A 22664-nucleotide genomic window follows, 5' to 3' on the forward strand; every position below is an offset into this window, starting at 1 on the left:
ACGCGTTGCGGTTCGCAAAGCGGTCAGCAAGCGCTGTGCCATCTCGGCGATGGCGGCGGATCACAGATCGGTCAGGTCCGGCGAGCGGCGGGCAGGGCACAAACGAAACCCCGCCTCACATCGAGGCGGGGTTCGGGTCAGTCGCCTGCGGACGCGTCACGATCAGCGCCGGATGATCGTGCCCGAGCCGGTGTCGGTGAAGAGCTCGATCAGCACCGCATGCGGCACCTTGCCGTCGAGGATGACGACCGCCTCGACGCCCTTCTCCAGCGCGTAGATGCAGGTCTCGATCTTCGGGATCATGCCGCCCGAGATCGTGCCGTCGGCGATCAGGCGGCGGCATTCCTCGACGGTCAACTCGGGGATCAGCACCTTGTCCTTGGTCAACACGCCGGGCACGTCGGTCAAGAGCAGCAGGCGCTTGGCGTTCAGCGCGCCGGCGATCGCACCCGCGAAGGTGTCGGCGTTGACATTGTAGGTCTGGCCGTCGGCCGCCGCGCAGACCGGGGCGAGAACCGGAATCAGCTCGGCCTTGAGCACCGAATCGAGCACCGAGGTGTCGACCTTCTCCGGTTCGCCGACGAAGCCGAGATCGAGCACCTCCTCGATCTTGGAATCGGGATCGACGATGGTGCGGGTCACCTTGCGGGCGGTGACCATGTTGCCGTCCTTGCCGCAAAGGCCGATCGCCTTGCCGCCCTCGCGCGAGATGTAGCCGACGATCTCCTTGTTGACCGAACCGGCGAGGACCATCTCGACGACGTCGACGGTCGCCGCGTCGGTGACGCGCAGGCCCTGCTTGAACTCCGACTGGATGCCGAGCTTCTTCAGCATCGCCGCGATCTGCGGGCCGCCGCCATGGCAGACCACCGGCTTCAGGCCGGACTGCTCGAGCAGGACGATGTCCTCGGCGAAGTCCTCGGCGGTCGCGGCATCGCCCATGGCGTTGCCGCCATATTTGATCACGATGATTTCCTGATCGTAGCGCTGCATGTGCGGCAGCGCCTGGACCAGCAGGTCGGCCGATTGCGACGGCGTCAGATGAGCGGCGGGATTGATCATCGGTCGAGGCTCCGCGACGGCGCGCGAGGCAACCGCGCCGGTTGCGGCTTCTAGAGGAAGAAGCTGGCGTAAGGAAGCGGACAAACGACCCGCCGGCGTCAGGCGCGCCGCACGGCCTTCCGGATCGCCTCGGCCATCCTCGCTCGCCAATCCGCCCCCTCATTCCGATAGGCCTCGATCAGGCTGGGTTCCAGACGCAGCGTCACGACCTGCTTGGCCTCGTCGAGCCGGGGCCGGCCGGGACCGCGCGTGAGCGTGCCTTGGGCCGGACGGATCACCTTGTCCCCGATCGCGAACTCTGAACGGGCGATCTGGTCGTCTGTCCATTCCGGCCCATCATCGGGGTCAACGAAGGGCTGGGAGGACACGCTGTGCTTCGCGTTCATGACAATGCCTCATCGAAATCACATGTCGCGCCTCGCCGCGCGGCGTCCACACGACCATTACGAGACGGCCGGCGAGCAGCCCGTACGTCAGGAAGCGCTCTTCGCCATAATCGAACCGGTCGTCTTGCTGGGTCAGAACCGGCCCAGCGAAAAGGACCGCCGCATCGGCGAAATCGAGTCCACGCGCTGCCAATGTCGCGTCACGTTTCGCGTCGTGGAAGGCGATCTTCACAAGAACCAATTATGTGGCACGGTTGGCTGGAAAGTCAATTTCCGTATTACGAAAATGATGTCAGTCGCGCCGTGCAAACAGCGCCGACCCCGCCAGCACCAGCCAGCCACCCAGCATGAGGAAACCGCCGATCGGCGCGGCGCGGGGGAACAGCGCCTCGCTGGAAAAGCCGCGGCGGGAGAGGTCGGCCGCGAACAGCGCGACGCCGGCGATGATCAGCGAAAGCGCGATGCGCGCCATGAGATCGGCGAGGAAGCCGGCCTTGCGGGCGACGGTGGCGCCGAAGACCAGCGGCGCGTGGAACAGCAGCATCTGGCCGGCCGTCTGGACGTTGCTGGCGCCGGTGACATGGGCGGCTGCGGCGAGCAGCGCGACACCGGCCAGCCCCATCAGGGCGGCGAGCACGAGGTGGATCTTCGCTGCGGTCATCGTTATCCCCGGGCTGCGCGTCGCGGCCCACGGGACGCGCAGCTGGGATGGGGCGGCCAACCGCCCCCGTCAAGCAGGAGCGGCAGCGGCCCGGTGACGCGCGGCCTTACTGCCCGTCGAACCAGGCTTTCCACTGCGGCACGGCGGTGGCGAAGGTGCCGCGGTGGCTTGTGTCACCGGTCGGCACCGCCTCGACCTTGTCGTTGCCGATCGCCTTTTGATAGGTCATCGGCAGCTGGCCGATTTCGATGCGGATCGCCTCGTCGGTCAGGCCGTAATAGGTCCGCACCGGCGTCTTGATCACCCAGCGATAGGCGCTGGTCTGGGCCACGAGGCGGCCATAGGCCGAGTTGGCGAAGAACTGGGCGTCGAAATATTCCGGCCGGATCAGCTTGCGCAGGTCGGTCGGCACGGCGTTCTGGTCGAAAGGCTCGCGCAGATAGGCCTTGCGCGAGATCTCGTAGGTCTCGTCGGTCAGGAGCGCGCGGGCGAGGCCCGGCATGTTGTGGTAGGTCTCGAAGGAGAACACGTTGAGGATGAAGATCGTCGTGATCCAGCTCGCGTCGATTTTGCGCGGGAAATTCAGGAAGCCGTTGAAGGCGGCGAAGGCATCGGCCGGGGCACTGGCGGTGGTCGCGGCCTTGACCGGCATCCCGACCGCCTCGAGCTTCTCCAGCATGGCGAGCGTGACGAAGCCGCCCTGCGACCAGCCGCTGAGGAAGAGCTTGCTGTCGGCGAGCTTGAGATCGGCCAGCACGGCGCGGCTGGCGACCAGCATGTCATAGGTCGCCTGCTGGTGGCTGCCCTTGACGAGGTAGCCCTCCGGCTCCTTCGAGGCGCCCATGCCGAAATAGTCGGCACCGGTGACGAGATAGCCCTGGCCCGCGAACTGGGCGATCATCAGCTGCGTCTCGGGCGACTGCTCGGGGAAGGAGGGGACCTGTTCCTTTCCGTAGACCGTGCCGTGCTGGTAGGAGACCATCGGGAAGACGGTCTCTGCCGTGTCGGGCACCGCGAGGAGCCCGGTCGCCGAGATCGGCCGGTTGCCCTGCTCGGGCACCACCGAGGGATAGGTGACGCGGTAGAGCTTCACGGCGTTGCGCGCCGGGGTGTAGCTGACGGTGATCCCGGCGAATTTGGGCGTGTCGGTGGTCAGGATCCGGTTGAGCCGGGCGACATCCCAGCGGCCGATCAGCTCATACTGGACGCCGGACGCCACCTTGACCGGCGTGGCCTGCGCTGCGGGGGCCGATGCCGGCGCCGCCTGCTGGGCCGAGACCGGCCCCGCGACAACCAGGGTCGTCGCCAGCAGCACGGCCAACGAACGGATGCGGTTCAGGATCGTCATGAAGGCCCCCAGCCAGCCGGGGGCACCGGGTCGTCATGCCCCGGCCGTCGCCGCGGCACGCCCGGCATCCTGCATGGCCGATGTAAAGATTTGGTGGCCTTCGCCTTCGGAAGGGACTCAGCCCCGCTCCGCCAGCACACGCCCGACGGCGGCGCGCAGTTGCGGGATGCCCAGGCCCGTCTCGCTCGAGGTCAGCAGCACCTCGGGGAAGGCGGCCGGGCGGCGCTTGATCTCGTCATAGGTCGCCTCGCACATGAATTTCTGGTCGGCCGGCTTCAGGGCGTCGCCCTTGGTCAGCACGACCTGGTAGGACATCGCGGCCTTGTCGAGCGTTTCGAGAACGGCGTTGTCGACGTCCTTGAGGCCATGGCGGGCGTCGATCAGCAGATAGACCCGCATCAGGTTGGGCCGCCCGCGCAGGTAGTTGTGGATCAGGTTGGTCCAGGAGGCGACCTTGGCCCGGCCGACGGCGGCATAGCCATAGCCGGGCATGTCGACGATCGTCAGGCGCTCGTCGCCCCCGACCTGCCGGAAGAAGTTGAGCTGCTGGGTCCGGCCCGGCGTGTGCGAGGTCCGCGCCAGCGCATTGCGACGGGTTACGGCGTTGATCAGGCTCGACTTGCCGACATTGGAGCGGCCGGCGAAGGCGATCTCCTGGCCGACCATCGGCGGCAGGTCGTCGATATGGGTCGAGGCCCAGACGAAATCCCACGGGCCCTCGAAGAGCTTGCGGGCGGATTCGATCTCGTCGTCGGTGAAGGGGGTGGTGGCGCTGGTCGTCATGGCGTTACGCCTACACGGCCCGGCGCAGCGCGTCGATGTCGGCACCCGCGATCGCGGTGATATTGCGGGCGATCTTCCCGGCATCCCAGTCCCACCAGCCGATCGCGAGCAGCTCCGTGACGATCTCGGCGGGAAAGCGGATCCGCATGACGCGGCCGGGATTGCCGGCGACCACCGCATAGGGCGGCACATCCTTCACCACCTGCGCGCGGGTGCCAATGATCGCCCCGTCGCCGATGGTCACGCCGGGCATGATCACGGCCTCGCGGCCAATCCAGACGTCGTTGCCGATGATCGTGTCGCCGCGACCCGGCCATTGCGCACGCGGCGGAGCGCCTTCGACGTCGAAGAGGGCGAAGGGATAGGTCGAGAAGCCGGCGGTGGGATGGTTCGCGCCATTCATCACGAACTGCGCGCCCTGGGCGATCGCGACGAAGCGGCCGATCACCAGCCGGTCCCCGACATCCTCGAAATGGTAGCGCACGCAGCGGGCGACGAAATGCTCGGGGCCGCGCGAGTCGTCATAGTAGCTGTAGTCGCCGACCTCGATCAGCGGGTGATCGACGATCGCCTTCAGGAAGGCAGTGCCCTTCCAGCCGGGGACGGGATGGCGCGTGAGGGGATCGGGAAGCGGCATCGGCACCAAAGGCAAAGGGCGGGGAAATCCCCGCCCTCGCTCGTCACTTCTTGTTGCTGTTGGCGGGCTTGGCCGGCACAGACGCCCCGGCTGCAGCCGGGTCCGGCTTCTTGCCGAACATGCCCTTGATGTTGTCGAAGAGCTCGATCTTCACCCCGTGCTTGCGCATGATGTAGCCCTGCTGCATCACCGAGAGCAGGTTGTTCCAGCTCCAGTAGATCACCAGGCCGGCCGGGAACGAGCCGAGCAGGAAGGTAAAGAACACCGGCATCCAGGTGAACATCATCTTCTGGATCGGGTCCGGCGGCTCCGGATTCATCTTCATCTGGATGAACATCGTGATGCCCATCAGGATCGGCCAGGCGCCGATCAGCAGGAAGGCCGGCACGGCGAAAGGCAGCAGGCCGAACAGGTTGAAGATCGAGGTCGGGTCCGGCGCCGCGAGGTCGCGGATCCAGCCGAAGAACGGCGCATGCCGCATCTCGATGGTGATGAACAGGATCTTGTAGAGCGCGAAGAACACCGGGATCTGCACCAGCACCGGCCAGCAGCCGGCCAGCGGGTTGATCTTCTGGGTCTTGTACAGCTCCATCAGAGCCTGCTGCTGCTTCATCTTGTCGTCGGCATAGCGCTCGCGCAGCGCCAGCATCTCCGGCTGCAGCGCCTTCATCTTGGCCATCGAGGCGTAGGATTTCGAGGCAAGCGGGAAGAACAGGCCCTTCAGGATCAGCGTGACGATCAGGATCGCGACGCCGAAATTGCCGACATGCTTGTAGATCCAGTCGAGCAGGAAAAACATCGGCTTGGTGATGAAGTAGAACCAGCCCCAGTCGATCAGCAGGTCGAACCGCTTGATGCCGAGATTCTGCTCGTAGCCGTTGATGGCGGCGACTTCCTTGGCGCCGGCGAAAAGCTTGGCCGTGCTCGTCGCGCTGGCGCCGGGCGCCAGCGTCACGGCCTCGGCGAGGAAATCGGCCTGGTAGGTGCGCGCCGCGCCGGTCTGCACCGAGGAGAAGCGGCCGTCATATTTGCGCGACTGGTCGGGAACGACGGTCGCCGCCCAGTATTTGTCGGTGATGCCGACGAAGCCGCCGCTCACGTCCTTCCAGACCCTGCCATTGGTGCCCGGCGCGAGCAGCGGCTCCTTGTCGACATGGTCGTAGGTGAACTCCTGCAGGCCCTGCTCACCGAGGACGCCGATCAGGCCTTCATGCAGAACATAGTAGCCGAGCGTCGGCGGCCGGCCGTGGCGAACGACCTGGGCATAGGGGAACAGCGTGACGGCGGCGGCACCCTTGTTCTCGACCTCGTCCCTGACCTGGAACATCGCGTTGTCGTCGACGGTGACGATGCGCCGGAAGAGCAGGCCCTGGCCATTGTCCCAGGTCAGGGTCAGCGGCTTGGCCGGCGTCAGGACCTGGGCGTCGGCGGTCCAGACGGTGCTGGCGTTCGGCAGCGCAACCGCGGCGCCGGGCCCCGCGACCCAGCCGAAATCGGAATAGTAGCCGTTGGGCCCGCCGAGCGGCGAAAGCAGGACGATGATCGGGCTGTTGGGATCGACCGTCTCGCGATAGGCCTTGAGCGAGACGTCGTCGAGGCGGGCGCCGGTCAGGGCGATCGAGCCCGCGATCTTCGGCGTCTCGATGCGCACGCGCGGGCTCTGCGCCAGGGCCTGGTCGCGGGTCAGGGCCACCCCGGTCGCGGGAGCGACGGCAGGCGCCACGGTCTGGCCCGGCACGGCGGCCGGAGCCGGCGCGCTGCCCGGTGCGGGCACCGGCGCCGTCTGGCTCTGCGCCTGCTGGTTCTGCTGCGCGATCTGCTTCTGCTTCTCCATCTGCGGCACGCCGTAGAAGTACTGCCAGCCGAACAGCACGACCACGGAAAGCGTGATCGCCAGAAGCAGGTTGCGGTTGTCTTCTTTCATCATGATCGGAAACAGATCTCGCTGACGCCGCGTCGGGCTCGGGGGATTCAGTCGTTCTGGGGGCCGGGCGGGCGCTCGCCGCCCTTGCCTCGCGTCTTGCCGGCCGCGGGGCCCGGAGCCGGGCGCGGCCTGCGCCCCTGGCCCTGCGGGCGCGCCCGCTCGACCGCGACCGCAAGCTCGCTCACCAGCATGTCGAAATCGGCGGTCAGCGTCTCCGGCCGTGCCACGACCACGATGTCGCAGGGCCGGCCGGACTGTGCCTCGAACGCCTTTTCGGCCGCCACGCGCAGACGCCGCCGGATGCGGTTGCGGATGACGGCGTTGCCGACCTTGCGAGAGGCGGTGAGGCCGAGACGCAGGCCATCCGGCTCGGGCTGCTCGCCGGCCGCGCGCTGCGGCCCGTCGAGAACCTGGACGGTGAAGGCGGACGAACGAAAACGGCGGCCTTTATCGGCCGCCGCCAGGAATTGCTTGCGTTGCGTCAGACGGGCGAGGCGCATGGCGATTGGCCAGTCTTCCGGAAAAAACGCTCGCGGATGCGGCGCGCGGCTGTCACGCGCCGGCCACTCAGGCCGAGAGCTTCTTGCGGCCGTGAGCGCGACGAGCGGCGATGACCTTACGGCCGCCGGCTGTCGCCATGCGGGCGCGGTAGCCGTGGCGGCGCTTGCGGACCAGCTTGCTGGGTTGATAGGTTCTCTTCATCGTCCGTCTCCGGGGCTCGTCGGCACAGTGGCCGCAGCTTTCCTGAGAAAGCGTGGCCGACCGAGCCTGCATGCGAATGGTTCCGCGCCGCCCCGAGGGTTGCGCAAGTGGCGGGCTTATGACGGATGGCCCGGTCCAAGTCAATGCCGAAGGCGCGCTTGCACTCGCCGGGCTTATCCCCGATATAGCGGGCGGGAGGTTGGCGAGGGACGTCTCACTCGCCAACCGGGTCAGGTCCGGAAGGAAGCAGCCCTAACGAGACCGAACGGGTCTTCGTCCAGCCTCCCACCGTCGCGACAGGCCCCGCGAGGCGACGGCCTCAGGGTGCGGACGCCGCATCGAAACGGGCGTTGACCCTCGCGCGGCGAACCGCCAAACCAGACCGATGAGCGACGACAGCAACGCAGCGCCCCCGGCCGACGAACCGGGCTTTGCCGGCTTCGATCCCGCGCCGGCGCCGCCGACGGTGGCGGCCCCCTATCGCGTGCTCGCCCGCAAATACCGCCCGGCGCATTTCGGCGACCTGATCGGCCAGGATGCGATGGTGCGCACGCTCACCAACGCCTTCGCCGCGGGCCGCATTCCGCAGGCCTGGATGCTGACCGGCGTGCGCGGCGTCGGCAAGACCACGACCGCCCGCATCCTGGCGCGGGCGCTGAACTACCAGACGGCCGATGGCGGCGGCGCTCCGACGACCGACCTGCGCGAGTTCGGCGTCCATTGCCGGGAGATCATCGAGGGCCGGCACATCGACGTGCAGGAGATCGACGCCGCCTCCAACAACGGCGTCGACAACATCCGCCAGATCAACGATGCGGTGCGCTACGCCCCCGTCTCGGCGCGCTACAAGGTCTATATCGTCGACGAGGTGCACATGCTCTCGACGGGGGCCTTCAACGCCTTCCTGAAGACGCTGGAAGAGCCGCCGCCGCATGCGCGCTTCATCTTCGCGACGACGGAAATCCGCAAGGTCCCGGTGACGGTGCTGTCGCGCTGCCAGCGCTTCGACCTGCGCCGTATCGAAACCGGCGTCTTGGTGCCGTACCTCGACAACATCTGCCGGCAGGAAGGCATCGAGGCCGATGACGAGGCGCTCGCCGCGATCGCGCGCGCCGCCGAGGGCTCGGCGCGCGACTCGCTCTCGATCCTCGACCAGGCCATCGCCCATGCGGCCGGCACGATCACGCTCGAGGATGTCCGCTCGATGCTCGGCCTCGCCGACCGGGCCCGCGTCATCGACCTGTTCGAGGCGGTGATGAAGGGCGACATCGCCACGGCGCTGGGCGAACTGCGCGGCCAGTACGATGCCGGCGCCGACCCGACCGTCGTCCTCTCCGACCTCGCCGAGTTCACCCATCTGGTGACACGGCTGAAGCTCGTGCCCGAGGCGGTCAAGGACAATGGCCTGTCCCAGGCGGAGCGCGTGCGCGGCGGCGATTTCGCCCAGCGCCTGTCGATCCGCATTCTCGCCCGCACCTGGCAGATGCTGCTGAAGGGCCTCAGTGAGGTGAAGCAGGCCGACCGGCCGATCATGGCCGCCGAGATGGTGCTGGTGCGCCTGGCGCATGCCGCCGATCTGCCAACCCCCGACGAGGCGCTGCGGATGCTGCGTGACGGCTCGGGCACGGTCGGAGGCCAGGCGACGGCCTCCGCGCCGCGACCGCCATCGGGCGGCGGCAACACGGCGCTGGCGGCGCGTCCCGTGCTGGCGAGCGCCAACCCCGCACCGATGATGGCGCCTGCGCCGCGCGCCCAGGCCCTGCCGGCCGTGACGGTGGCCTCGCTCGAGGACGTCGTCGCGCTCGCCTCGCAGAACCGCGACATCACGCTGAAGCTCGCGCTGGAGCGCGATGTCCGCCCGGTGCGCTTCGAGCAGGGGCGGATCGAGTTCTCGCTGGCGAGCGGCAGCTCGCGCACCATCGCGACCGATCTCTCGCGCCGCCTGAAGGAATGGACCGGCCAGACCTGGATGGTCGCGGTGGTCAATGGCGAGGGCGGCGCGACCCTGCGCGAGCAGGCCGAGGCCGCCAAGGGCCAGCGCGAAAGCGACGCTGCCTCGCACCCGGCCGTCAAAGCGGTGCTGGAGCGTTTTCCGGGCGCGCGCATCGTCGATGTGCGCGACCCCCGCGCGGCCGAGGCCGATATCGCAGAGGCGGCACCTCCCGCCGATGAGTACCTGCCCGACGGGGAGCCGCTCTTCGACGATGCGGAGCCCGATTTCGACGGCATCGATTTCTGACCGACTAGAGGGAGACGACCCGATGCGCGACATCATGGGCCTGATGAAGCAGGCGCAGGAAATGCAGCAGAAGATGGCCAATGTGCAGGCCGAGCTCGACACCATCGAGGTCGAGGGCGCGGCCGGCGGCGGCATGGTGACGGTGACGATGACGGCCAAGGGCGCGCTCAAGGCGGTGAAGATCGACCCCTCGCTGATGGTCGCCGATGAGCGCGAGATCCTCGAGGATCTGGTCGTGGCCGCCTGCGGCGACGCCCGCACGCGCGCCGAGCGCGTGATGCAGGAGCGCATGGCCGAGATTACGAAGGGCCTGCCGATTCCGCCCGGCATGAAGCTGTTTTGACGTCGGCCTGTCATTCCGGGGCTTCGCACAGCGAAGAACCCGGAACCCACGACCGGCTCGATCCCATTTCAGTCAAACAGGCATGGCTCGCCCGGTCGTGGGTTCCGGGTTCGGCCTTCGGCCGCCCCGGAATGACAGGGTAGAACGATGTCCCGCGCCATCGCCGGCCCCGAGATCGAGCGGCTGATCCAGCTGCTGGCCAAGCTCCCGGGCCTGGGGCCCCGCTCGGCACGGCGCGCCGCGCTGCATTTGGTGAAGAAGCGCGAGGCGCTGCTCGGCCCGCTCGCCGAGGCAATGGCCGTGGCGCGGGAGCGGATCGTGGTCTGCTCGACCTGCGGCAATGTCGACACCAGCGACCCCTGCGGGCTCTGCCGCGATCCGCGCCGCGACGACGGTCTGATCGTCGTCGTCGCCGACATCTCCGACCTCTGGGCGCTGGAACGCTCCGGCGCCGTGCCGGGTCGCTATCACGTGCTGGGTGGCGTGCTTTCGGCGTTGGACGGGGTGCGGCCCGAGCATCTCTCGCTCGACGCACTGGTGGCGCGCGCCTCCGACCCGGCGGTGAAGGAGGTGATCCTGGCGCTGAGCGCCACGGTCGACGGCCAGACCACGGCGCATTTCATCACCGATCTCCTGGCGCATCTGCCGCTAAAGGTCACCCGGCTGGCCCATGGCGTGCCCGTGGGCGGCGAACTCGACTATCTCGACGACGGCACGCTCGCCGCCGCGATCCGCCAGCGCACTGGCTTCTGACGGCCGGTTTCGGTCAGAACTTGTAGGCGAGGCTGGCGCGCAGCGTGTGGAAGGTCGGCTCCTGCCGGACTTTCAGACCCAGCAACGGGCCGCGGGCCGCCTGGCCGACCTTGCCGAAGTCGGCGTAGCGGTATTCCGCGCCGAGGATCAGGTTGTCGGTATAGGCGAACGAAACGCCCGCGCCGGCTGTCCAGCCGGTCCGCGACCGGTCCAGGGTCTCGGGCGCGGCCGCAGCGGCGCCGACGAGGTGGTAGCCGAATTCCGTGAAGGCCGCGCCGCCGGTGGCGTAGATCATGAACCGGTTGAGCGCGAAGCCGGCGCGCCCGCGCAGCGAGGCCTGCCAGTCGCGCGTGACCCTTGCCGAAATGCCGGGCGCGATGAGCGTCTCGCCGCCGTCCAGCGCCTCGACATCGCCCTCGATGCCGAAGACCAGGCTGCCCGTCTGATAGTTGAAGCCGGCATGGCCGCCGCCGAGCGCTGAATCCGAGCTCTGACGGAAGGCCGCCCCGTTGAAGGCCCGGCCGAACGTGTCGGACAGGGTTGTCCTATCGCGACCCCAGGCATAGCCAGCCTGAACGCCGAGATAGAGACCGGTCCAGGAATAGAAGGCTGGCAGCGCCGGCGCCGGCGGCAGCAGGCGGGACGATGAGGGATCAGCGGCGAAGGCAGGTGCGGCCGCGAGATATGAGCCGCAAGCGAGAATCAGGCCGGCGAGAACGGCTTTCCGATGCATCGTCATCGCAACCTCAACACATCTACGAAACGAAAGGCTCGCCGTTGCCGCGGCGACTGTGACGATGATCAGAAAGCATTAAGGTTAACGATCGGCTAACTGCGCTGCGCGCGGTGGCGTGCCGGGAACCTTCCCGCCGCCGCGCGGTTGCTTGGCGGTGCTGCCGCTCCGGAATGGGTGAGGTGGTGGAGCGTTTTGCATGTCACTTTTGAAACGGATGACCGGCGCGGCCGGTGCAGGCGTCGCCCTGGGCTATGTCGGCGAAGCCCTGACCCGCCGACTGTCGCGCCGGGGCCGGGAAGCCGCGCGCGGGCGTCAGGCTCAGGCGCCGTGGCAGATGACCTGGCTCGGCTGGAAGGACGTGATGCTGCGTTTTGCCGCCAATGTCGCGGCGAACCGGATCAGTTCGCTCGCCGGGGCGGTCGCCTTCTTCACCCTGCTTTCGATGGTACCGGCGCTCTCGCTCCTGGTCACGATCTACCGCTTCCTGACCGATTCGGCGACGATCGTGGAACAGCTCGACACAGTGACGGCGGTTTTTCCGGAGGCGGCGCGCGACCTCATCCATGAACAGGCGATGCGGCTTGCCGGCCAGAATGTCGAAGCGCTGTCGCTGACGTTTCTGATCAGCTTCTCGGTCGCGGCCTGGTCAGCCAACACGGCGGTGAAGGCCGTCTTCGACGCATTGAACATCATCTACCGCGAGGATGAGAAGCGCAGCTTCGTCAAGTTCAACCTGATCTCGCTCGCGACGACGATCAGCGGCGTTGCGCTGCTGGTGACCGCGCTCATCGTGATCGCCAGCCTGCCCGTGGTGACGGCGCTGTTTCCGTTCGCCGTCGAGGTGGAGCGCCTGGTACGGCTGGTGCGCTGGCCAACCTTCTTCGTGATGGCGACGCTCGCGATCGCCTGTCTCTATTGGGTCGGTCCGAGCCGCGAACGCGCCCGCTTCATCTGGGTCATGCCCGGTGCCGTCGCTGCCGCCCTGCTTTGGGCCGCAGCCTCCTGGGCCTTCTCCTGGTATGTCAGCACGCTGGGCAACTACACGGCGACCTATGGTTCGCTCGCCACGGTGGTGGTTTTCATGACCTGGCTTTGGCTCTCGGCGATGATCGTGCTGGCCGGCGCCGAGTTCAACGCCGAACTCGAGCACCAGACCGCCCATGACACGACGACCGGTACGCCCAAGCCGATGGGGCTGCGGGGCGCCCGGATGGCCGACACCATCGGCCCGCCGACCGCCGGCTAGATACCTGCCTGCTCTTCCCGACACTTCCCCGGCGGTCGCCATCGACCGCTTCGGACTGGATGCTCACGCCATGCTCGATCCCGACAGCACCCGCCACGAAGACCTGCGCCATGGGGCAAGCCCCTGGCTCTCCGGCCCGCCCCGGCCCGCCAGCATCGGCCTCGATTCAGACACGCGCTGCGACATTGCGATCATCGGCGGCGGCATCACCGGCGCGCTGGCGGCCGAGCACCTGACCGGACTCGGCCACGACGTGATCGTCGTCGACCGGGAGCGCGAGGGCTATGGCAGCACCGCTGCCAGCACCGCCATGCTGCAATGGGAAATCGACCTGCCCCTGCGCCGCCTAGCGGAGCTCTACGGCTTCGAGAAGGCGGCTGATGTCTATCGACGCAGCTTCAAGGCGGTCGAGGGCCTGATCGAGAGCGTCGCGACGCTCGGGCTCGGCAGCGCCTTCCATCCGCGCGACACGGTCTATCTCGCGGCCGGCGACATCGGCCCGCGCGAATTGCTTGAGGAATGTGCGCTCCGCGGCAAGGCCGGCCTGCCGGGGCAGTTGCTGGACCATACGACGCTGCAGAGCCATTACGGCTTCGACCGGGCGGCCGCGATCGTCTCCCCCGGGTCCGCCGAAGGCGATCCGCTCAGCCTCTGCCACGCGCTGCTCCATGTCGCGGCGACACGCGGCGCGCGGCTCATCCGTGGCGAGGCCGTCGCCTTCGACAGCACCGCCGGCAGCGCCGTGGTGACGCTTAACTGCGGCCGCACGATCGAGGCGCGTCATGTCGTGCTGGCGACCGGCTATGTCATGCCCGACTGCGTGAAGAGCGACCTGCACCGGGTTGCCTCGAGCTGGGCGATCGCGACGCTGCCGCAGGCAAGCGAGGTGCTCTGGCCCGGCCCCGCCCTCGTCTGGGAGGCCTCGCAGGATTACGTCTACTGCCGCACCACGGTCGACGGGCGCATCATCATCGGCGGCGAGGACGAGGACAATGACGATCCGGACCACCGCAAGGCGGCCGGGCCGCAGAAAACGGCGGCACTTCTCACCAAGCTGCAGGCGCTCGTGCCCGGAGCGGCGCCGACCCTCGGCCATGCCTGGTCAGGTGCCTTCGGGCAGACAGAGGACGGGCTGCCGCTGATCGGGCGCGTTCCCGGCCATCCCCGGCTCCTCGCTGCCTATGGGTATGGCGGCAACGGCATCACCTTCAGCTTTCTCGCCTCGCGGCTGATGGGGGCGCTGATCGGCGGCGTCGAAGCCCCCTGGTTCAGCCATTTCGCAATCGATCGGCCCGACCCGTCTCGGAGCTGACAAAGGGTCGGTTGCGAGGTTGCAATCGAATGCTTGCAACCTCTGCAGGAGACAAACCCGACTGCAATGGTCATCTCTCGGCTCGCGGCGCGTTTTGCCGCGAAGCGAAGAGGAGACGGCCATGGCCGCGGTCGCTGATCTGTCGAGACCCGCTTTGGAGGCCCTGCAGGCCCCCTTTCACATCGGAACCGTCACGCTGCGCGTGACCGACCTGCGCGGCCTGACGGCGTTCTACCGCGACAGCATCGGGCTCGACGTCATCGCCGAGACCGCCGATGCATCGGACCTCGGCATCGACGGCGAGGTTCTGGTGCGGCTCGAACGCGGCGCGACCCGGTCCACCTCGGCGGCCGGCCTGTTCCATCTCGCCATCCTGCTGCCCTCGCGGGCCGATCTCGCCGATTGGCTCGCCCATGCCGCGGCGATCCGGCTGCCTCTGGAAGGCGCGTCCGACCATCTGGTCAGCGAGGCACTCTATCTGTCGGATCCGGAAGACAACGGCATCGAGATCTATCGCGACCGGCCCCCGGCCGACTGGCCCAGGCGCGACGGCGCGATCCGGATGGCGACGGAGCGGCTCGATCTCCATGCCCTGCTCGCCGAGGCCCGGCCCGGCCCCTATGCCGGCATGCCGGCCGGCACCCGCATGGGGCACATCCATCTGCGGGTGGGCGAGATCGCGGCGGCGGAGGCCTTCTATGCGGGCGCGCTGGGCTTCGAGCTGATGGTTCGCTATCCCGGCGCGAGCTTCCTGGCGAGCGGCGGCTATCACCACCACATCGCCGGCAATGTCTGGAACAGCCGTGGCGCTGGGCCGCGTCAGCCTGGTGAGGCGGGGCTTTCCGCCTTCGAGATCATCGCCCGCGACAAGGCGGAGCTGGCGGCGATGCGGCGTCGCATGCTGGCTGCCGGCGGCAGCGAAGCGGCCAGCGGCGCGACGATCGACGATCCCTGGGGCAATCGGTTGGCGCTCGTGCCCGCTCGCGACTGAATGCAAAAAGCCGCCGGAAACCGGCGGCGCAACCCTTCCGTTCAGTCTGCGGTCTCCGCTCAGGCCTTGGCGGACGGGGTAACGGCGGCGGTGACGAAACTGGTGATGTCGCGCGTCGAGAAGGGCTTCCGCAGAAAGCGGACATCGCGCAGCGGCTCAGGCACGTCGCTTGGCGTCGAGCCGGAGACGAAGGCGAAGGGCGTGCCCTTCTGGAGCAGGTTGGCCGCCACCTCGAAGGTCTTCCCGCCAACGACGTCGATGTCGAGCAGGGCGCAGGACAAGTGCGCCGTGGTCGCGGCCCGCTGGGCCTGCAACACGGAATCCACGACAATCAATTCGGCTGCGAGACCAAACTGCTCGGCCACCGCCGATTCGATGTCCATCGCGATGAACGGATCGTCCTCGACAATCAGGATGCGGATATCAGTCATCGACTCCCGCTCCTCCTCTACACTGTGAACACTGAAGATCGTGGGAGGACAACGGCAGAGCGTTGCCCATGTTCCGGTCCCCTGCGCCCCGGCCGCACGACTTCATTCGAATTCAAGTCAATTTGAACGGTCACGGTTAGCAAAGCGTAACCCTGCAAACGGCGGAATCCGGCACGGCCTGGCCGTCGGATATTCAACGGCGCCGACCGGGCCGGACGAGGGACAGCTCAAATCCGGTCACGCCGAGCGCCACGTTGACCCCGCGCGACCCTTGCAGCGACAGGGGCTGCAGCGTCACCTCGTTGCCGCTGCCGCCCACGAGCAGGTTGGCGCTGCCGCCGACCCCGGCCGAGGCTCCCGCCGTCGCGCCGGCATAGCGGCCCGACAGCGCGCCCAGCGGCGCACGCGCATAGGGCCCGTAGACCCGCCACGACATGGTGCTGGCGCGGATCCGGCCCAGGTCGAGCCCGAAATTCCGAACGATACCGGTGTAACGCTGCTGGGGCCCCCGACGCGGGGTGAAGGTGCAGTTCATCGGCCGCTGCGAGGTCACGATCAGGCCGAGTCCCGCACCGACATTGCAGCTCAAGCGTCCGGCCGGCGCCCCGGACTGGGCCGATGCGGACAAGCCGGAAACCAAAAGGCCTGCTGCCGCGACGAAAGCAGCGAGGGCCGGCTTGGAAAACCGCGTGATCATCGGGATGCTCCTGACATGAAGGTGTCCATCAAACGCCCCACAGCGGGCACAGTTCCGCGCAAGCTGGAACAGGTCAATCTCTGCTGCGTTGTATCTGCCGCGAATCATGAAAGGCTATCCGTCGTGAGTCAGGATCGGGCACCGCGTTCAATCGGCTGTCTCAGCGACCAAGCCATGCCGGCGGCACCGTTCTGGGAACTGGAATCGCTGATCCTGCAGGGATTCCAGCGCGAGCTGGCGCTCGACATCCTGGCGGCGCGACGTTCCGGCGCAGCGCGTCGGGAGCGGCCAGCCATATGGCACTACCGCTCGCCGGCCCCGGTTCCCGCGATGGCTTCGCGCGAACTCATCGCCACTGCCGAGACCTATTGACAGAAGCGGCCGGCGGCCGAGCCCCGGACCTTGATGTCGACGTGGAGATGGTCGGCGTGGGCCGCGTCCGAGCCCGGTCCGAGCGTGGTCGCGAATGCCCCGCAGGCGGATTGCCGGATCGCCGCCAGAAAATTCAGGTGATCCGGCGATAGCCCCACGGACACGGACAGTCTCTCGGGTGCCTCACCGATCTCGAAGCCGAAGATATCGAGCGCTCGCCCCGTCGCGTGCTCGCTGAGGGGACCCGCGGCGCCGCGGTTGCGGTTGCGGCATTCATGTCCGCCCCCGACCCGCAGCGCCACCAGATCGCGCCTGAAATAGCCCTTCGCGAGTGGGTGGACGGTGGTTTCGACCCATTGCGCGACGGCGCTCGCCATCTCGCAGCCGAGGATCGCGGGCGGCTGGAACTCGATCCGACGCCGGCCGGGCCCCTCCCCCACCGACAGCGCCGCGACTTCGACGGGGTCGACGACGATGCAGGCTCCGTCTGGGCCCGCCGGACGAGCCGTGATGCGGACGCCCGCGCCATGCCGCAGTTTCAGCGCCGCGACGCAGGACGAAAGCGAAGCGGCAGGCCCGGACTCCGGCCGGGGCTCGTCGGCAGGCGTCGACTTCCCTGTCAATTCGGGGGGGCGCGGCGGCGGCAGCATAAGACCCTGCGTCTCGGCCAGGGCTGCCGACCGCGTGATGGCCAGCGCGAAGACCGCAAGCACCGCTCGGACCGCAAGCCCCGCTCGACGATGCAGGTGGCCGCAACGCAGCTTAATGGTCAGGTGTCCAACGCCGAAGCGCTCGCAACCGCAAGAGCGGTCGTCGCCGCGAGCGCGAGCGACAGAACCTCTTCGACCGTCGAGCCGACCGGAACGATGCCGCCAAACAGGGCCACACCCAGCGACGACGCACCGATCATCGCGGCGATACAGGTCATCACCATGCCTATCCTCCCGGTTTCGCAGACGACCCAGCCAGTATTTTCCCTCGGCCCTGCAACGCCAGTCGCGCCGGGATGTTCCGCGCGTCGGAAGGCTCCAAGAGGGGGAGGGACGAGGTGCGAGGGAGGCTCGATCGGCTGTGCTCCCGGCGCGCGCGCCCGTCATGAAAAAGCCCGCGACACCGGGGCCGCGGGCTCGATACGGGCGATCGCTGAAGCGGTCAGGCCGCCTTGCGACCCGCGCGACGGTCGAAGAACAGAGCCTGGCTGATGGCCGCCTTCACCGCCTCCGGCTGGAAGGGCTTGGTGATCAGGAAAGCCGGCTCCGGCCGGTCACCGGTGAGCAGGCGCTCCGGATAGGCGGTGATGAAGATGACCGGAACATCGATCGACGCCAGGATCTCGTTGACCGCATCGAGGCCCGAGCTGCCATCCGCAAGCTGGATGTCCGCCAGGACGAGGCCGGGGCGCTTCTTGGCAACGAGCGCGATCGCCTCGCGCTGCGTGCGGGCAACGCCGGTCACGGTGTGGCCGAGTTCCTCGACCATCGTCTCGATGTCGAGCGCGATGATCGGCTCGTCCTCGATGATCAGCACGTCGGTCGCCACCTGCTCGGCAATCTCCTGACCGGCCGTCTGGACGAGGGCGGCGGCATCAGCGGCGCCGACGCCCATGATGGCTCCGACCTCCTCGATCGAGAAGCCTTCGACCGTGCGCAACAGGAAGGCCTGGCGCGGGCGGGGCGTCAGCGCCTCGAGGTTGCGCTCGACGGAGGTTCGACCCAGCGTGACGGGCGCCGCCGGGTCCGACGTGTTGAGCCCGACCGACGACCACAGCGTGAGGAAGGTGCGGTAGAGGCCGATGCGGGGATTGATGTCGCGCGGGAAGGCGGCAGGATCGAGCACGAGGGCTTCGAGCATGGCGACGACATAGGCGTCGCCGCTCGCCTGCGTCCCGGTCAAGGCGCGGGCAAATCGGCGCAGATAGGGCAGATGCGGCGCAATTTCCTTGGCAATCGACATAGAGGTGTCCTCTGTAAACGTGCCGGAAATGAGCACTTCAGACGCTGCGATGACAAGCGATTTATTTTTTGAAATCAGCGGAACCTTTCGCGAGAAAGCCTGTTGTACGGGACTATCCGTGTCGGTATCGCCATCAGGGGGCAGCCGCCGGAGGTGTTGACGTATAGGCGGGACTTGCTGGAAAAGCAGGCTCGCGCATCGCACGAGGGCCAAGATGAACAACGTGGATTCAGCCAGGGCTGCGCCGGACGACGGCGCGGACCTCGACGCCGAGATCATGCTCGATCCGCGCGTGCAGGAATCGATCGGCCGCTCCCTCAAAGCGCATTACGACGACATCGTGAATGCCCCCGTACCCGACAAGTTTCTGGTGCTGCTCGCTCAACTCGAGGCAACCGAACGTCGCGCGGACGGAGCATCGACCGATGAGCTCAACTGAATTCAAGGACGGCCTCATCAAGGAGATCCCCAATCTGCGCGCCTTCGCGGCCTCGCTGTCGGGTTCGATCCAGCTCGCGGATGACCTCGTCCAGGACACGCTCCTGAAGGCCTGGGGCAACTCGGAGAAGTTCGAGCCGGGCACCAGCCTGCGCGCCTGGCTCTTCACCATCCTGCGCAACACCTACTACTCGCTCTATCGCAAGCGCGGGCGGGAGGTGCAGGACAGCGAAGGCACCTATGCCGAGCGCATGGCGACGCATGGCAATCAGGAAAGCCATCTCGACCTCGCCGATTTCCGCAAGGCGCTGGCAAAACTGCCCGAGGAGCAGCGCGAAGTGCTGATCATGGTCGGTGCGACCGGGCTCTCGTATGAGGAGACCGCCGAGATCTGCGGCGTCGCCATCGGCACGATCAAGAGCCGGGTGAACCGCGCGCGGACGAAGCTCGCCGAATTGCTGTCGATCGGCAGCCTCGACGATCTCGGACCCGACCGCCAGAGCGCCGCTGCGATACAGAGGGTCAGTACCGAAACCGTCGGAACCTGATGCGGCTCGCGCGTTTCCCCACGGTGCGGGGACGGCTGCTCGCCCTGCTCGTGGCGATCGCGCTGCCCATTGCCGGCCTGACGGCCGTGGCGGCGCTGACCACCTATCACACCGTGATCGCGGCGATCGAACTGGCGCAGTCGCGCACAGCCGATGATTTCGCGGTGCGGACCCGGGTCTGGCATCGCGGGTCGCAGCGGGTGCTGTTGGCCTCCGGGTCGCTGATCGCACAGGGCGGCATGGCCGGCGAGAATTGCGCTGCGGCGATCCGCGCCACTCTATTGCGCATCCATGGCTACCAGGCGGCCCGCTTCATCCTCGCCGATGGCCGGACCTGCTTCGCCTCGGTCGATCCGGCTCTCGGAGAAGCCGAAGTGGCCGCCGTCGCGGCAGACCAGGCCACGCTGCCGCTCTCCCCTTCGCGGACCAAGATTCCGCTTCCTCCGTCGCGTTTCGACCAGGTCAAGATCGGCGGCGTCGAACGCCTCGTCACCCAGGTCCGGATGGACAGCGACGCGGCGCTGAGGGAAGCGCTTCTGCTCGCTGATCCTGACCTGCTCGACCAGGTGTTCGAACTCGGCGACGCGGGCGAGGGCGTGAATGTCGCGCTGGTCTCCCGCGGCGAGTCCGTGATCATGCATCGCCCCGAGCCCGCAACCGACGATCTCTCATGGCTTCCGGAAGCCGACAGCTTCCCGACCGAAAACCGGCGCTGGGAAGCGCGCAGCCGCAGCGGCCAGATGCGCTCCTATGCCGCGCGTCTGGTGACGGCGCCTGATCTCTACGTCGTCGCCAGCTTCGGCAACGCCCCTGAGCGCGCCGCACGCATGCAGTTTCTCGCCCTGCTGATCGCGCCGATCCTGACGCTGATCCTGCTCTGCCTCGTCTATCTACGGGCGATCGACCGCCATTGCATCCACTGGCTACGCGGCATCGAGTCCGCGGCGCGCGCCCGTTCGACCGAACCGCAGGTCCGGGCCGTCATCGCGCCGGAGATGCCGAGCGACATCCGCAGCGTCGCCGAGGCCTTCAACACGATGGTCGACGAGCAGGAGGTTCGCCAGCGGCGGCTGCAGACGGCGCTCGACGACAACCGGTTCCTCGTGCGCGAACTGCATCATCGCGTGAAGAACAGCCTCCAGGTTGTCCAGAGCTATATCGGGTTGACCAAGCGGGACTACCGCGACGAGGCTCGGCTCGCCCTGGCCGACGCCGAGACGCGGGTGCACGTGCTGTCGGCGGCCTACCGTTTCACCCTCGCGGACGGCGAGATGCAGCCGGTTCGCGTCGATCTGTTCGTCGAGGACGTGGTGACGATGATCACCAATCTCGTCAGAACACGCGACCAGTGGGTCACGAGCCGCCTCGATACCGATGCGACGCTGTCCGTCGACCGGGTCATCCCGCTCGGCTTCCTCCTGGTCGACGTCGCCTCACGGGTTCTGCGCAGCACTCCGGGGGTCAGCCTCACGATCATCGTGCAGGATGTCGACGACACGACGCTGGAGGTCGCGCTGGAAGCCGACCGCGACATCGCTCCGAGCGCTCCGCCGAAGATGTTCGCCGGTCTCGTGGCCCAGATCGAGGCCGTCCAGGTTGATCAGCCCGAGGGCCGCCGGCTGGGCAGCTGGCGGATCCGGCACGTGGCGTAACGCAAGACAGGCCCTCGAACCGGGGCTCAGCCTGGCGCGTCGATCGTCTCGATCGTGACGCCGACGCCGAGACCGAGGAAGGACCCCGTCAGACCGGTGAAGCTGCCGGCCACGGGCGAAGCGTCCTCCGGAACGCGCGCCACAGCGACCCGCAGAAGCTGTCTGTCGGCGACGAGGTCGTTGGTAGGGTCGAATTCGACCCAGCCATCGCCCGGGATGAAAACCTCGGCCCAGGCATGGGTGAGGCCCACGGTCGAGACCAGCCCCGCCGCATCGGGCGTGCGATCATGGATATAGCCGGTGACGAAGCGCGCGGCGAACCCCATCCGGCGCGCCAGCTCGATGAACAGCCAGGCATAGTCGCGGCAGGAGCCGGCCTGGAGGCGCAGCGTGTCGGCAGGGTGCTGGGTCCCCTCGTCATAGCGCAGGGAATAGCTCAAGCCGGCATGGATGGCATGGGCGAGGTCGCGCAGGAGATGGCCCGAGCCCTGGGCGATGCGGTTGCGGAAATCCGACAGCCACTGGTCGAGCATCTGGTCGGGATCGGCCGCCGCCAGTTCCAGATAGGGCTGCAGGACCGCGCGCTCGCCATCAGTGTAGACGACGCCCGTCACCGCCGCGGCGGCCTCGATCTCGGTTCGGGGAAGGGCAGAGCCGAAGCGCTGCACCACCAGTTGGCTGACGATGTCGAGCGTATCGGCCGGAGCATCGAAATTGGCGATCGCGACGGAATTGCCATAGGCGTCGTGCATCCAGCGCAAGCGGGCTCGCGGCGAAATGGTCAGTGCGGTGTCGACCACGCGCAGGTCGAAGCTATCGCGCGGGCGCAGCATCAGGCGGTGCGGCCCGAACGTCACCGGTCCGCCATAGCGATAGGTCGTCGAATGCCGAATGCGGAGATACATGGTCGTGTCCTGCTGCGCCCTGCGCCCGTGCAGGAGCGGCCGTTTCGTCCAAAAAACAAGCCGCCCGAAGGCGGCTCTTGAGTGTGACACGAGGGAAGTGCCGGCTGCCTAACCCGGGAAGCGCGGGAATGTTCCGCCGCGACACCCTTCCATTGCGTCAGCGAAGAATTCTGCGCTCAGGCGCGGGTGCCAGGGCCTGCTGAGCGCCGCCAATGGCGCGCTTGGTGACGCCGAGCGAACGATGCGCGGGGTCGACTGCGGCAAAGCGACCATCGGCCGGCATCTGGCGTTCCAGCTTGGCCTGGGCGACCGCCGCGGAACTCTCGGCATTGGTCTCCTGAAAACCGGAGCCGAGCGTGAGGGCCACGACCGCCGCCCCCATGAAACCGAAGAAAAGGCCGGCGCGCTTGATGGGGGCAAAGCTGTTGGTCAACATCTGTCTCTCCCGACGCCTCGACCGGACAACATCGTCCAGCTTCCGGCAAGTTAACGCGATGCTGCCGGACAGGTTCCATTTCGCCACCCGGCGCCGGAGACTTCGGCAT

Annotated in this window: 28 protein-coding genes and 1 other RNA gene; 11 read left to right on the forward strand and 18 right to left on the reverse strand. The window is 67.7% G+C overall.

Annotated features, from left to right (window positions below):
* Positions 1-162 precede the first annotated feature (162 nt).
* From argB to rpmH, 10 genes are all read right to left on the reverse strand, one after another.
* Positions 163-1062 (reverse strand): acetylglutamate kinase, encoded by a 900-nt coding sequence (gene argB / locus SJY11_RS02270; RefSeq protein WP_069053316.1) that lies wholly within the window; start codon positions 1060-1062, stop codon positions 163-165.
* A 98-nt stretch (positions 1063-1160) separates the two neighbouring features.
* Complete coding sequence (locus SJY11_RS02275) at positions 1161-1448, reverse strand: BrnA antitoxin family protein (RefSeq protein WP_376984853.1); 288 nt, start codon at positions 1446-1448, stop codon at positions 1161-1163.
* Positions 1408-1680 carry a BrnT family toxin gene (locus SJY11_RS02280; RefSeq protein WP_376984854.1) on the reverse strand — a complete coding sequence of 91 codons (273 nt, stop codon included), beginning with the start codon at positions 1678-1680 and terminating at the stop codon, positions 1408-1410. The genes SJY11_RS02275 and SJY11_RS02280 overlap by 41 nt, the downstream gene beginning before the upstream one ends.
* 60 nt (positions 1681-1740) lie before the next feature.
* Positions 1741-2109 (reverse strand): DUF423 domain-containing protein, encoded by a 369-nt coding sequence (locus SJY11_RS02285; RefSeq protein ID WP_376984855.1) that lies wholly within the window; start codon positions 2107-2109, stop codon positions 1741-1743.
* Between the two features lie 106 nt (positions 2110-2215).
* Complete coding sequence (locus SJY11_RS02290) at positions 2216-3457, reverse strand: alpha/beta hydrolase family protein (protein WP_376984856.1); 1242 nt, start codon at positions 3455-3457, stop codon at positions 2216-2218.
* A 117-nt stretch (positions 3458-3574) separates the two neighbouring features.
* Positions 3575-4240, reverse strand: coding sequence for a ribosome biogenesis GTP-binding protein YihA/YsxC (yihA, locus tag SJY11_RS02295; protein WP_376984857.1), 666 nt, complete (start codon positions 4238-4240; stop codon positions 3575-3577).
* A gap of 10 nt (positions 4241-4250) precedes the next feature.
* Positions 4251-4877 carry a CatB-related O-acetyltransferase gene (locus tag SJY11_RS02300; protein ID WP_376984858.1) on the reverse strand — a complete coding sequence of 209 codons (627 nt, stop codon included), beginning with the start codon at positions 4875-4877 and terminating at the stop codon, positions 4251-4253.
* A gap of 43 nt (positions 4878-4920) precedes the next feature.
* Positions 4921-6801, reverse strand: a complete 1881-nt coding sequence (gene yidC, locus SJY11_RS02305; protein WP_376989231.1) for a membrane protein insertase YidC — start codon at positions 6799-6801, stop codon at positions 4921-4923.
* A 47-nt stretch (positions 6802-6848) separates the two neighbouring features.
* Positions 6849-7301 carry a ribonuclease P protein component gene (gene rnpA / locus SJY11_RS02310; protein WP_376984859.1) on the reverse strand — a complete coding sequence of 151 codons (453 nt, stop codon included), beginning with the start codon at positions 7299-7301 and terminating at the stop codon, positions 6849-6851.
* Positions 7302-7368: 67 nt separating this feature from the next.
* The gene (rpmH, locus tag SJY11_RS02315) at positions 7369-7503 is read right to left on the reverse strand and encodes a 50S ribosomal protein L34 (protein WP_067253664.1); all 135 of its coding nucleotides are present in this window, start codon (positions 7501-7503) and stop codon (positions 7369-7371) included.
* Positions 7504-7696: 193 nt separating this feature from the next.
* Between rpmH and ffs the strand changes: the two genes are divergently transcribed.
* From ffs to recR, 4 genes are all read left to right on the forward strand, one after another.
* Positions 7697-7793, forward strand: an RNA gene (ffs, locus tag SJY11_RS02320) — signal recognition particle sRNA small type.
* A 95-nt stretch (positions 7794-7888) separates the two neighbouring features.
* Positions 7889-9742: a DNA polymerase III subunit gamma/tau gene (locus SJY11_RS02325; protein ID WP_376984860.1), complete on the forward strand. Its 1854-nt coding sequence runs from the start codon at positions 7889-7891 to the stop codon at positions 9740-9742.
* Positions 9743-9764: 22 nt separating this feature from the next.
* Positions 9765-10085, forward strand: coding sequence for a YbaB/EbfC family nucleoid-associated protein (locus SJY11_RS02330; protein WP_326912431.1), 321 nt, complete (start codon positions 9765-9767; stop codon positions 10083-10085).
* Between the two features lie 147 nt (positions 10086-10232).
* A complete protein-coding gene (gene recR, locus SJY11_RS02335; RefSeq protein ID WP_324132596.1) occupies positions 10233-10838 on the forward strand; it encodes a recombination mediator RecR in 606 nt (201 codons plus the stop codon).
* 13 nt (positions 10839-10851) lie between these two features.
* Here the strand turns inward: recR and SJY11_RS02340 are convergent, their stop codons facing one another.
* On the reverse strand, positions 10852-11577 hold the full coding sequence (locus SJY11_RS02340; RefSeq protein ID WP_376984861.1) for an outer membrane protein: 726 nt from the start codon (positions 11575-11577) through the stop codon (positions 10852-10854).
* 193 nt (positions 11578-11770) lie between these two features.
* Here SJY11_RS02340 and SJY11_RS02345 point away from each other — a divergent pair, with 193 nt between their 5' ends.
* The 3 genes from SJY11_RS02345 to SJY11_RS02355 all read left to right on the forward strand — a co-directional run bounded on the left by SJY11_RS02345 (position 11771) and on the right by SJY11_RS02355 (position 15123).
* Positions 11771-12820: a YihY/virulence factor BrkB family protein gene (locus SJY11_RS02345; RefSeq protein WP_376984862.1), complete on the forward strand. Its 1050-nt coding sequence runs from the start codon at positions 11771-11773 to the stop codon at positions 12818-12820.
* A 70-nt stretch (positions 12821-12890) separates the two neighbouring features.
* Positions 12891-14132 (forward strand): NAD(P)/FAD-dependent oxidoreductase, encoded by a 1242-nt coding sequence (locus SJY11_RS02350; protein WP_376984863.1) that lies wholly within the window; start codon positions 12891-12893, stop codon positions 14130-14132.
* A 121-nt stretch (positions 14133-14253) separates the two neighbouring features.
* Complete coding sequence (locus tag SJY11_RS02355) at positions 14254-15123, forward strand: VOC family protein (protein ID WP_376984864.1); 870 nt, start codon at positions 14254-14256, stop codon at positions 15121-15123.
* Positions 15124-15182: 59 nt separating this feature from the next.
* Here the strand turns inward: SJY11_RS02355 and SJY11_RS02360 are convergent, their stop codons facing one another.
* Complete coding sequence (locus SJY11_RS02360; RefSeq protein WP_376984865.1) at positions 15183-15554, reverse strand: response regulator; 372 nt, start codon at positions 15552-15554, stop codon at positions 15183-15185.
* A 193-nt stretch (positions 15555-15747) separates the two neighbouring features.
* Positions 15748-16251, reverse strand: a complete 504-nt coding sequence (locus SJY11_RS02365; protein WP_326912438.1) for a DUF992 domain-containing protein — start codon at positions 16249-16251, stop codon at positions 15748-15750.
* Positions 16252-16266: 15 nt separating this feature from the next.
* Between SJY11_RS02365 and SJY11_RS02370 the strand changes: the two genes are divergently transcribed.
* Positions 16267-16623, forward strand: a complete 357-nt coding sequence (locus SJY11_RS02370) for a hypothetical protein (RefSeq protein WP_376984866.1) — start codon at positions 16267-16269, stop codon at positions 16621-16623.
* On the opposite strand, the gene SJY11_RS02375 is transcribed toward SJY11_RS02370, so the two are convergent.
* The 3 genes from SJY11_RS02375 to SJY11_RS02385 all read right to left on the reverse strand — a co-directional run bounded on the left by SJY11_RS02375 (position 16617) and on the right by SJY11_RS02385 (position 18576).
* Complete coding sequence (locus tag SJY11_RS02375) at positions 16617-17336, reverse strand: extensin-like domain-containing protein (protein WP_376984867.1); 720 nt, start codon at positions 17334-17336, stop codon at positions 16617-16619. The genes SJY11_RS02370 and SJY11_RS02375 overlap by 7 nt on opposite strands.
* Positions 17337-17392: 56 nt before the next feature.
* Positions 17393-17551 carry a hypothetical protein gene (locus SJY11_RS02380; RefSeq protein ID WP_326912441.1) on the reverse strand — a complete coding sequence of 53 codons (159 nt, stop codon included), beginning with the start codon at positions 17549-17551 and terminating at the stop codon, positions 17393-17395.
* Between the two features lie 224 nt (positions 17552-17775).
* The gene (locus SJY11_RS02385; RefSeq protein WP_376984868.1) at positions 17776-18576 is read right to left on the reverse strand and encodes a response regulator; all 801 of its coding nucleotides are present in this window, start codon (positions 18574-18576) and stop codon (positions 17776-17778) included.
* A gap of 214 nt (positions 18577-18790) precedes the next feature.
* On the opposite strand from SJY11_RS02385, the gene SJY11_RS02390 reads away from it, so the two are divergent.
* From SJY11_RS02390 to SJY11_RS02400, 3 genes are read left to right on the forward strand one after another with little or no spacing between them, the layout of a single operon-like run.
* Positions 18791-19015 carry a NepR family anti-sigma factor gene (locus SJY11_RS02390; protein ID WP_326912443.1) on the forward strand — a complete coding sequence of 75 codons (225 nt, stop codon included), beginning with the start codon at positions 18791-18793 and terminating at the stop codon, positions 19013-19015.
* Positions 19002-19562 (forward strand): sigma-70 family RNA polymerase sigma factor, encoded by a 561-nt coding sequence (locus SJY11_RS02395; RefSeq protein WP_326912444.1) that lies wholly within the window; start codon positions 19002-19004, stop codon positions 19560-19562. The genes SJY11_RS02390 and SJY11_RS02395 overlap by 14 nt, the downstream gene beginning before the upstream one ends.
* Positions 19562-21214, forward strand: a complete 1653-nt coding sequence (locus tag SJY11_RS02400; protein WP_376984869.1) for a sensor histidine kinase — start codon at positions 19562-19564, stop codon at positions 21212-21214. Before SJY11_RS02395 ends, SJY11_RS02400 begins: the two co-directional genes overlap by 1 nt.
* A 26-nt stretch (positions 21215-21240) precedes the next feature.
* Here the strand turns inward: SJY11_RS02400 and SJY11_RS02405 are convergent, their stop codons facing one another.
* Entirely contained in the window at positions 21241-22119 is an 879-nt protein-coding gene (locus tag SJY11_RS02405) for a transglutaminase family protein (RefSeq protein ID WP_376984870.1), read from the reverse strand.
* 157 nt (positions 22120-22276) lie between these two features.
* A complete protein-coding gene (locus tag SJY11_RS02410) occupies positions 22277-22555 on the reverse strand; it encodes a hypothetical protein (RefSeq protein ID WP_376984871.1) in 279 nt (92 codons plus the stop codon).
* Between the last annotated feature and the right edge of the window lie 109 nt (positions 22556-22664).

Source organism: Allobosea sp. R86505, assembly GCF_042466375.1.
In the GTDB taxonomy this organism is placed as follows: Bacteria; Pseudomonadota; Alphaproteobacteria; order Rhizobiales; family Beijerinckiaceae; genus Allobosea.

Coding starts and splice junctions, on each gene's coding strand:
- SJY11_RS02275 (WP_376984853.1), bottom strand. CDS start 1,448: ATGAACGCGAAGCACAGCGTGTCCTCCCAGCCCTTCGTTGACCCCGAT.
- SJY11_RS02330 (WP_326912431.1), top strand. CDS start 9,765: ATGCGCGACATCATGGGCCTGATGAAGCAGGCGCAGGAAATGCAGCAG.
- SJY11_RS02285 (WP_376984855.1), bottom strand. CDS start 2,109: ATGACCGCAGCGAAGATCCACCTCGTGCTCGCCGCCCTGATGGGGCTG.
- SJY11_RS02340 (WP_376984861.1), bottom strand. CDS start 11,577: ATGACGATGCATCGGAAAGCCGTTCTCGCCGGCCTGATTCTCGCTTGC.
- SJY11_RS02290 (WP_376984856.1), bottom strand. CDS start 3,457: ATGACGATCCTGAACCGCATCCGTTCGTTGGCCGTGCTGCTGGCGACG.
- SJY11_RS02355 (WP_376984864.1), top strand. CDS start 14,254: ATGGCCGCGGTCGCTGATCTGTCGAGACCCGCTTTGGAGGCCCTGCAG.
- SJY11_RS02380 (WP_326912441.1), bottom strand. CDS start 17,551: ATGACCTGTATCGCCGCGATGATCGGTGCGTCGTCGCTGGGTGTGGCC.
- SJY11_RS02325 (WP_376984860.1), top strand. CDS start 7,889: ATGAGCGACGACAGCAACGCAGCGCCCCCGGCCGACGAACCGGGCTTT.
- yihA (WP_376984857.1), bottom strand. CDS start 4,240: ATGACGACCAGCGCCACCACCCCCTTCACCGACGACGAGATCGAATCC.
- recR (WP_324132596.1), top strand. CDS start 10,233: ATGTCCCGCGCCATCGCCGGCCCCGAGATCGAGCGGCTGATCCAGCTG.
- argB (WP_069053316.1), bottom strand. CDS start 1,062: ATGATCAATCCCGCCGCTCATCTGACGCCGTCGCAATCGGCCGACCTG.
- SJY11_RS02385 (WP_376984868.1), bottom strand. CDS start 18,576: ATGTCGATTGCCAAGGAAATTGCGCCGCATCTGCCCTATCTGCGCCGA.
- SJY11_RS02400 (WP_376984869.1), top strand. CDS start 19,562: ATGCGGCTCGCGCGTTTCCCCACGGTGCGGGGACGGCTGCTCGCCCTG.
- SJY11_RS02395 (WP_326912444.1), top strand. CDS start 19,002: ATGAGCTCAACTGAATTCAAGGACGGCCTCATCAAGGAGATCCCCAAT.
- SJY11_RS02300 (WP_376984858.1), bottom strand. CDS start 4,877: ATGCCGCTTCCCGATCCCCTCACGCGCCATCCCGTCCCCGGCTGGAAG.
- SJY11_RS02410 (WP_376984871.1), bottom strand. CDS start 22,555: ATGTTGACCAACAGCTTTGCCCCCATCAAGCGCGCCGGCCTTTTCTTC.
- SJY11_RS02365 (WP_326912438.1), bottom strand. CDS start 16,251: ATGATCACGCGGTTTTCCAAGCCGGCCCTCGCTGCTTTCGTCGCGGCA.
- SJY11_RS02345 (WP_376984862.1), top strand. CDS start 11,771: ATGTCACTTTTGAAACGGATGACCGGCGCGGCCGGTGCAGGCGTCGCC.
- SJY11_RS02370 (WP_376984866.1), top strand. CDS start 16,267: ATGAAGGTGTCCATCAAACGCCCCACAGCGGGCACAGTTCCGCGCAAG.
- rnpA (WP_376984859.1), bottom strand. CDS start 7,301: ATGCGCCTCGCCCGTCTGACGCAACGCAAGCAATTCCTGGCGGCGGCC.
- SJY11_RS02360 (WP_376984865.1), bottom strand. CDS start 15,554: ATGACTGATATCCGCATCCTGATTGTCGAGGACGATCCGTTCATCGCG.
- SJY11_RS02390 (WP_326912443.1), top strand. CDS start 18,791: ATGAACAACGTGGATTCAGCCAGGGCTGCGCCGGACGACGGCGCGGAC.
- rpmH (WP_067253664.1), bottom strand. CDS start 7,503: ATGAAGAGAACCTATCAACCCAGCAAGCTGGTCCGCAAGCGCCGCCAC.
- SJY11_RS02350 (WP_376984863.1), top strand. CDS start 12,891: ATGCTCGATCCCGACAGCACCCGCCACGAAGACCTGCGCCATGGGGCA.
- yidC (WP_376989231.1), bottom strand. CDS start 6,801: ATGAAAGAAGACAACCGCAACCTGCTTCTGGCGATCACGCTTTCCGTG.
- SJY11_RS02405 (WP_376984870.1), bottom strand. CDS start 22,119: ATGTATCTCCGCATTCGGCATTCGACGACCTATCGCTATGGCGGACCG.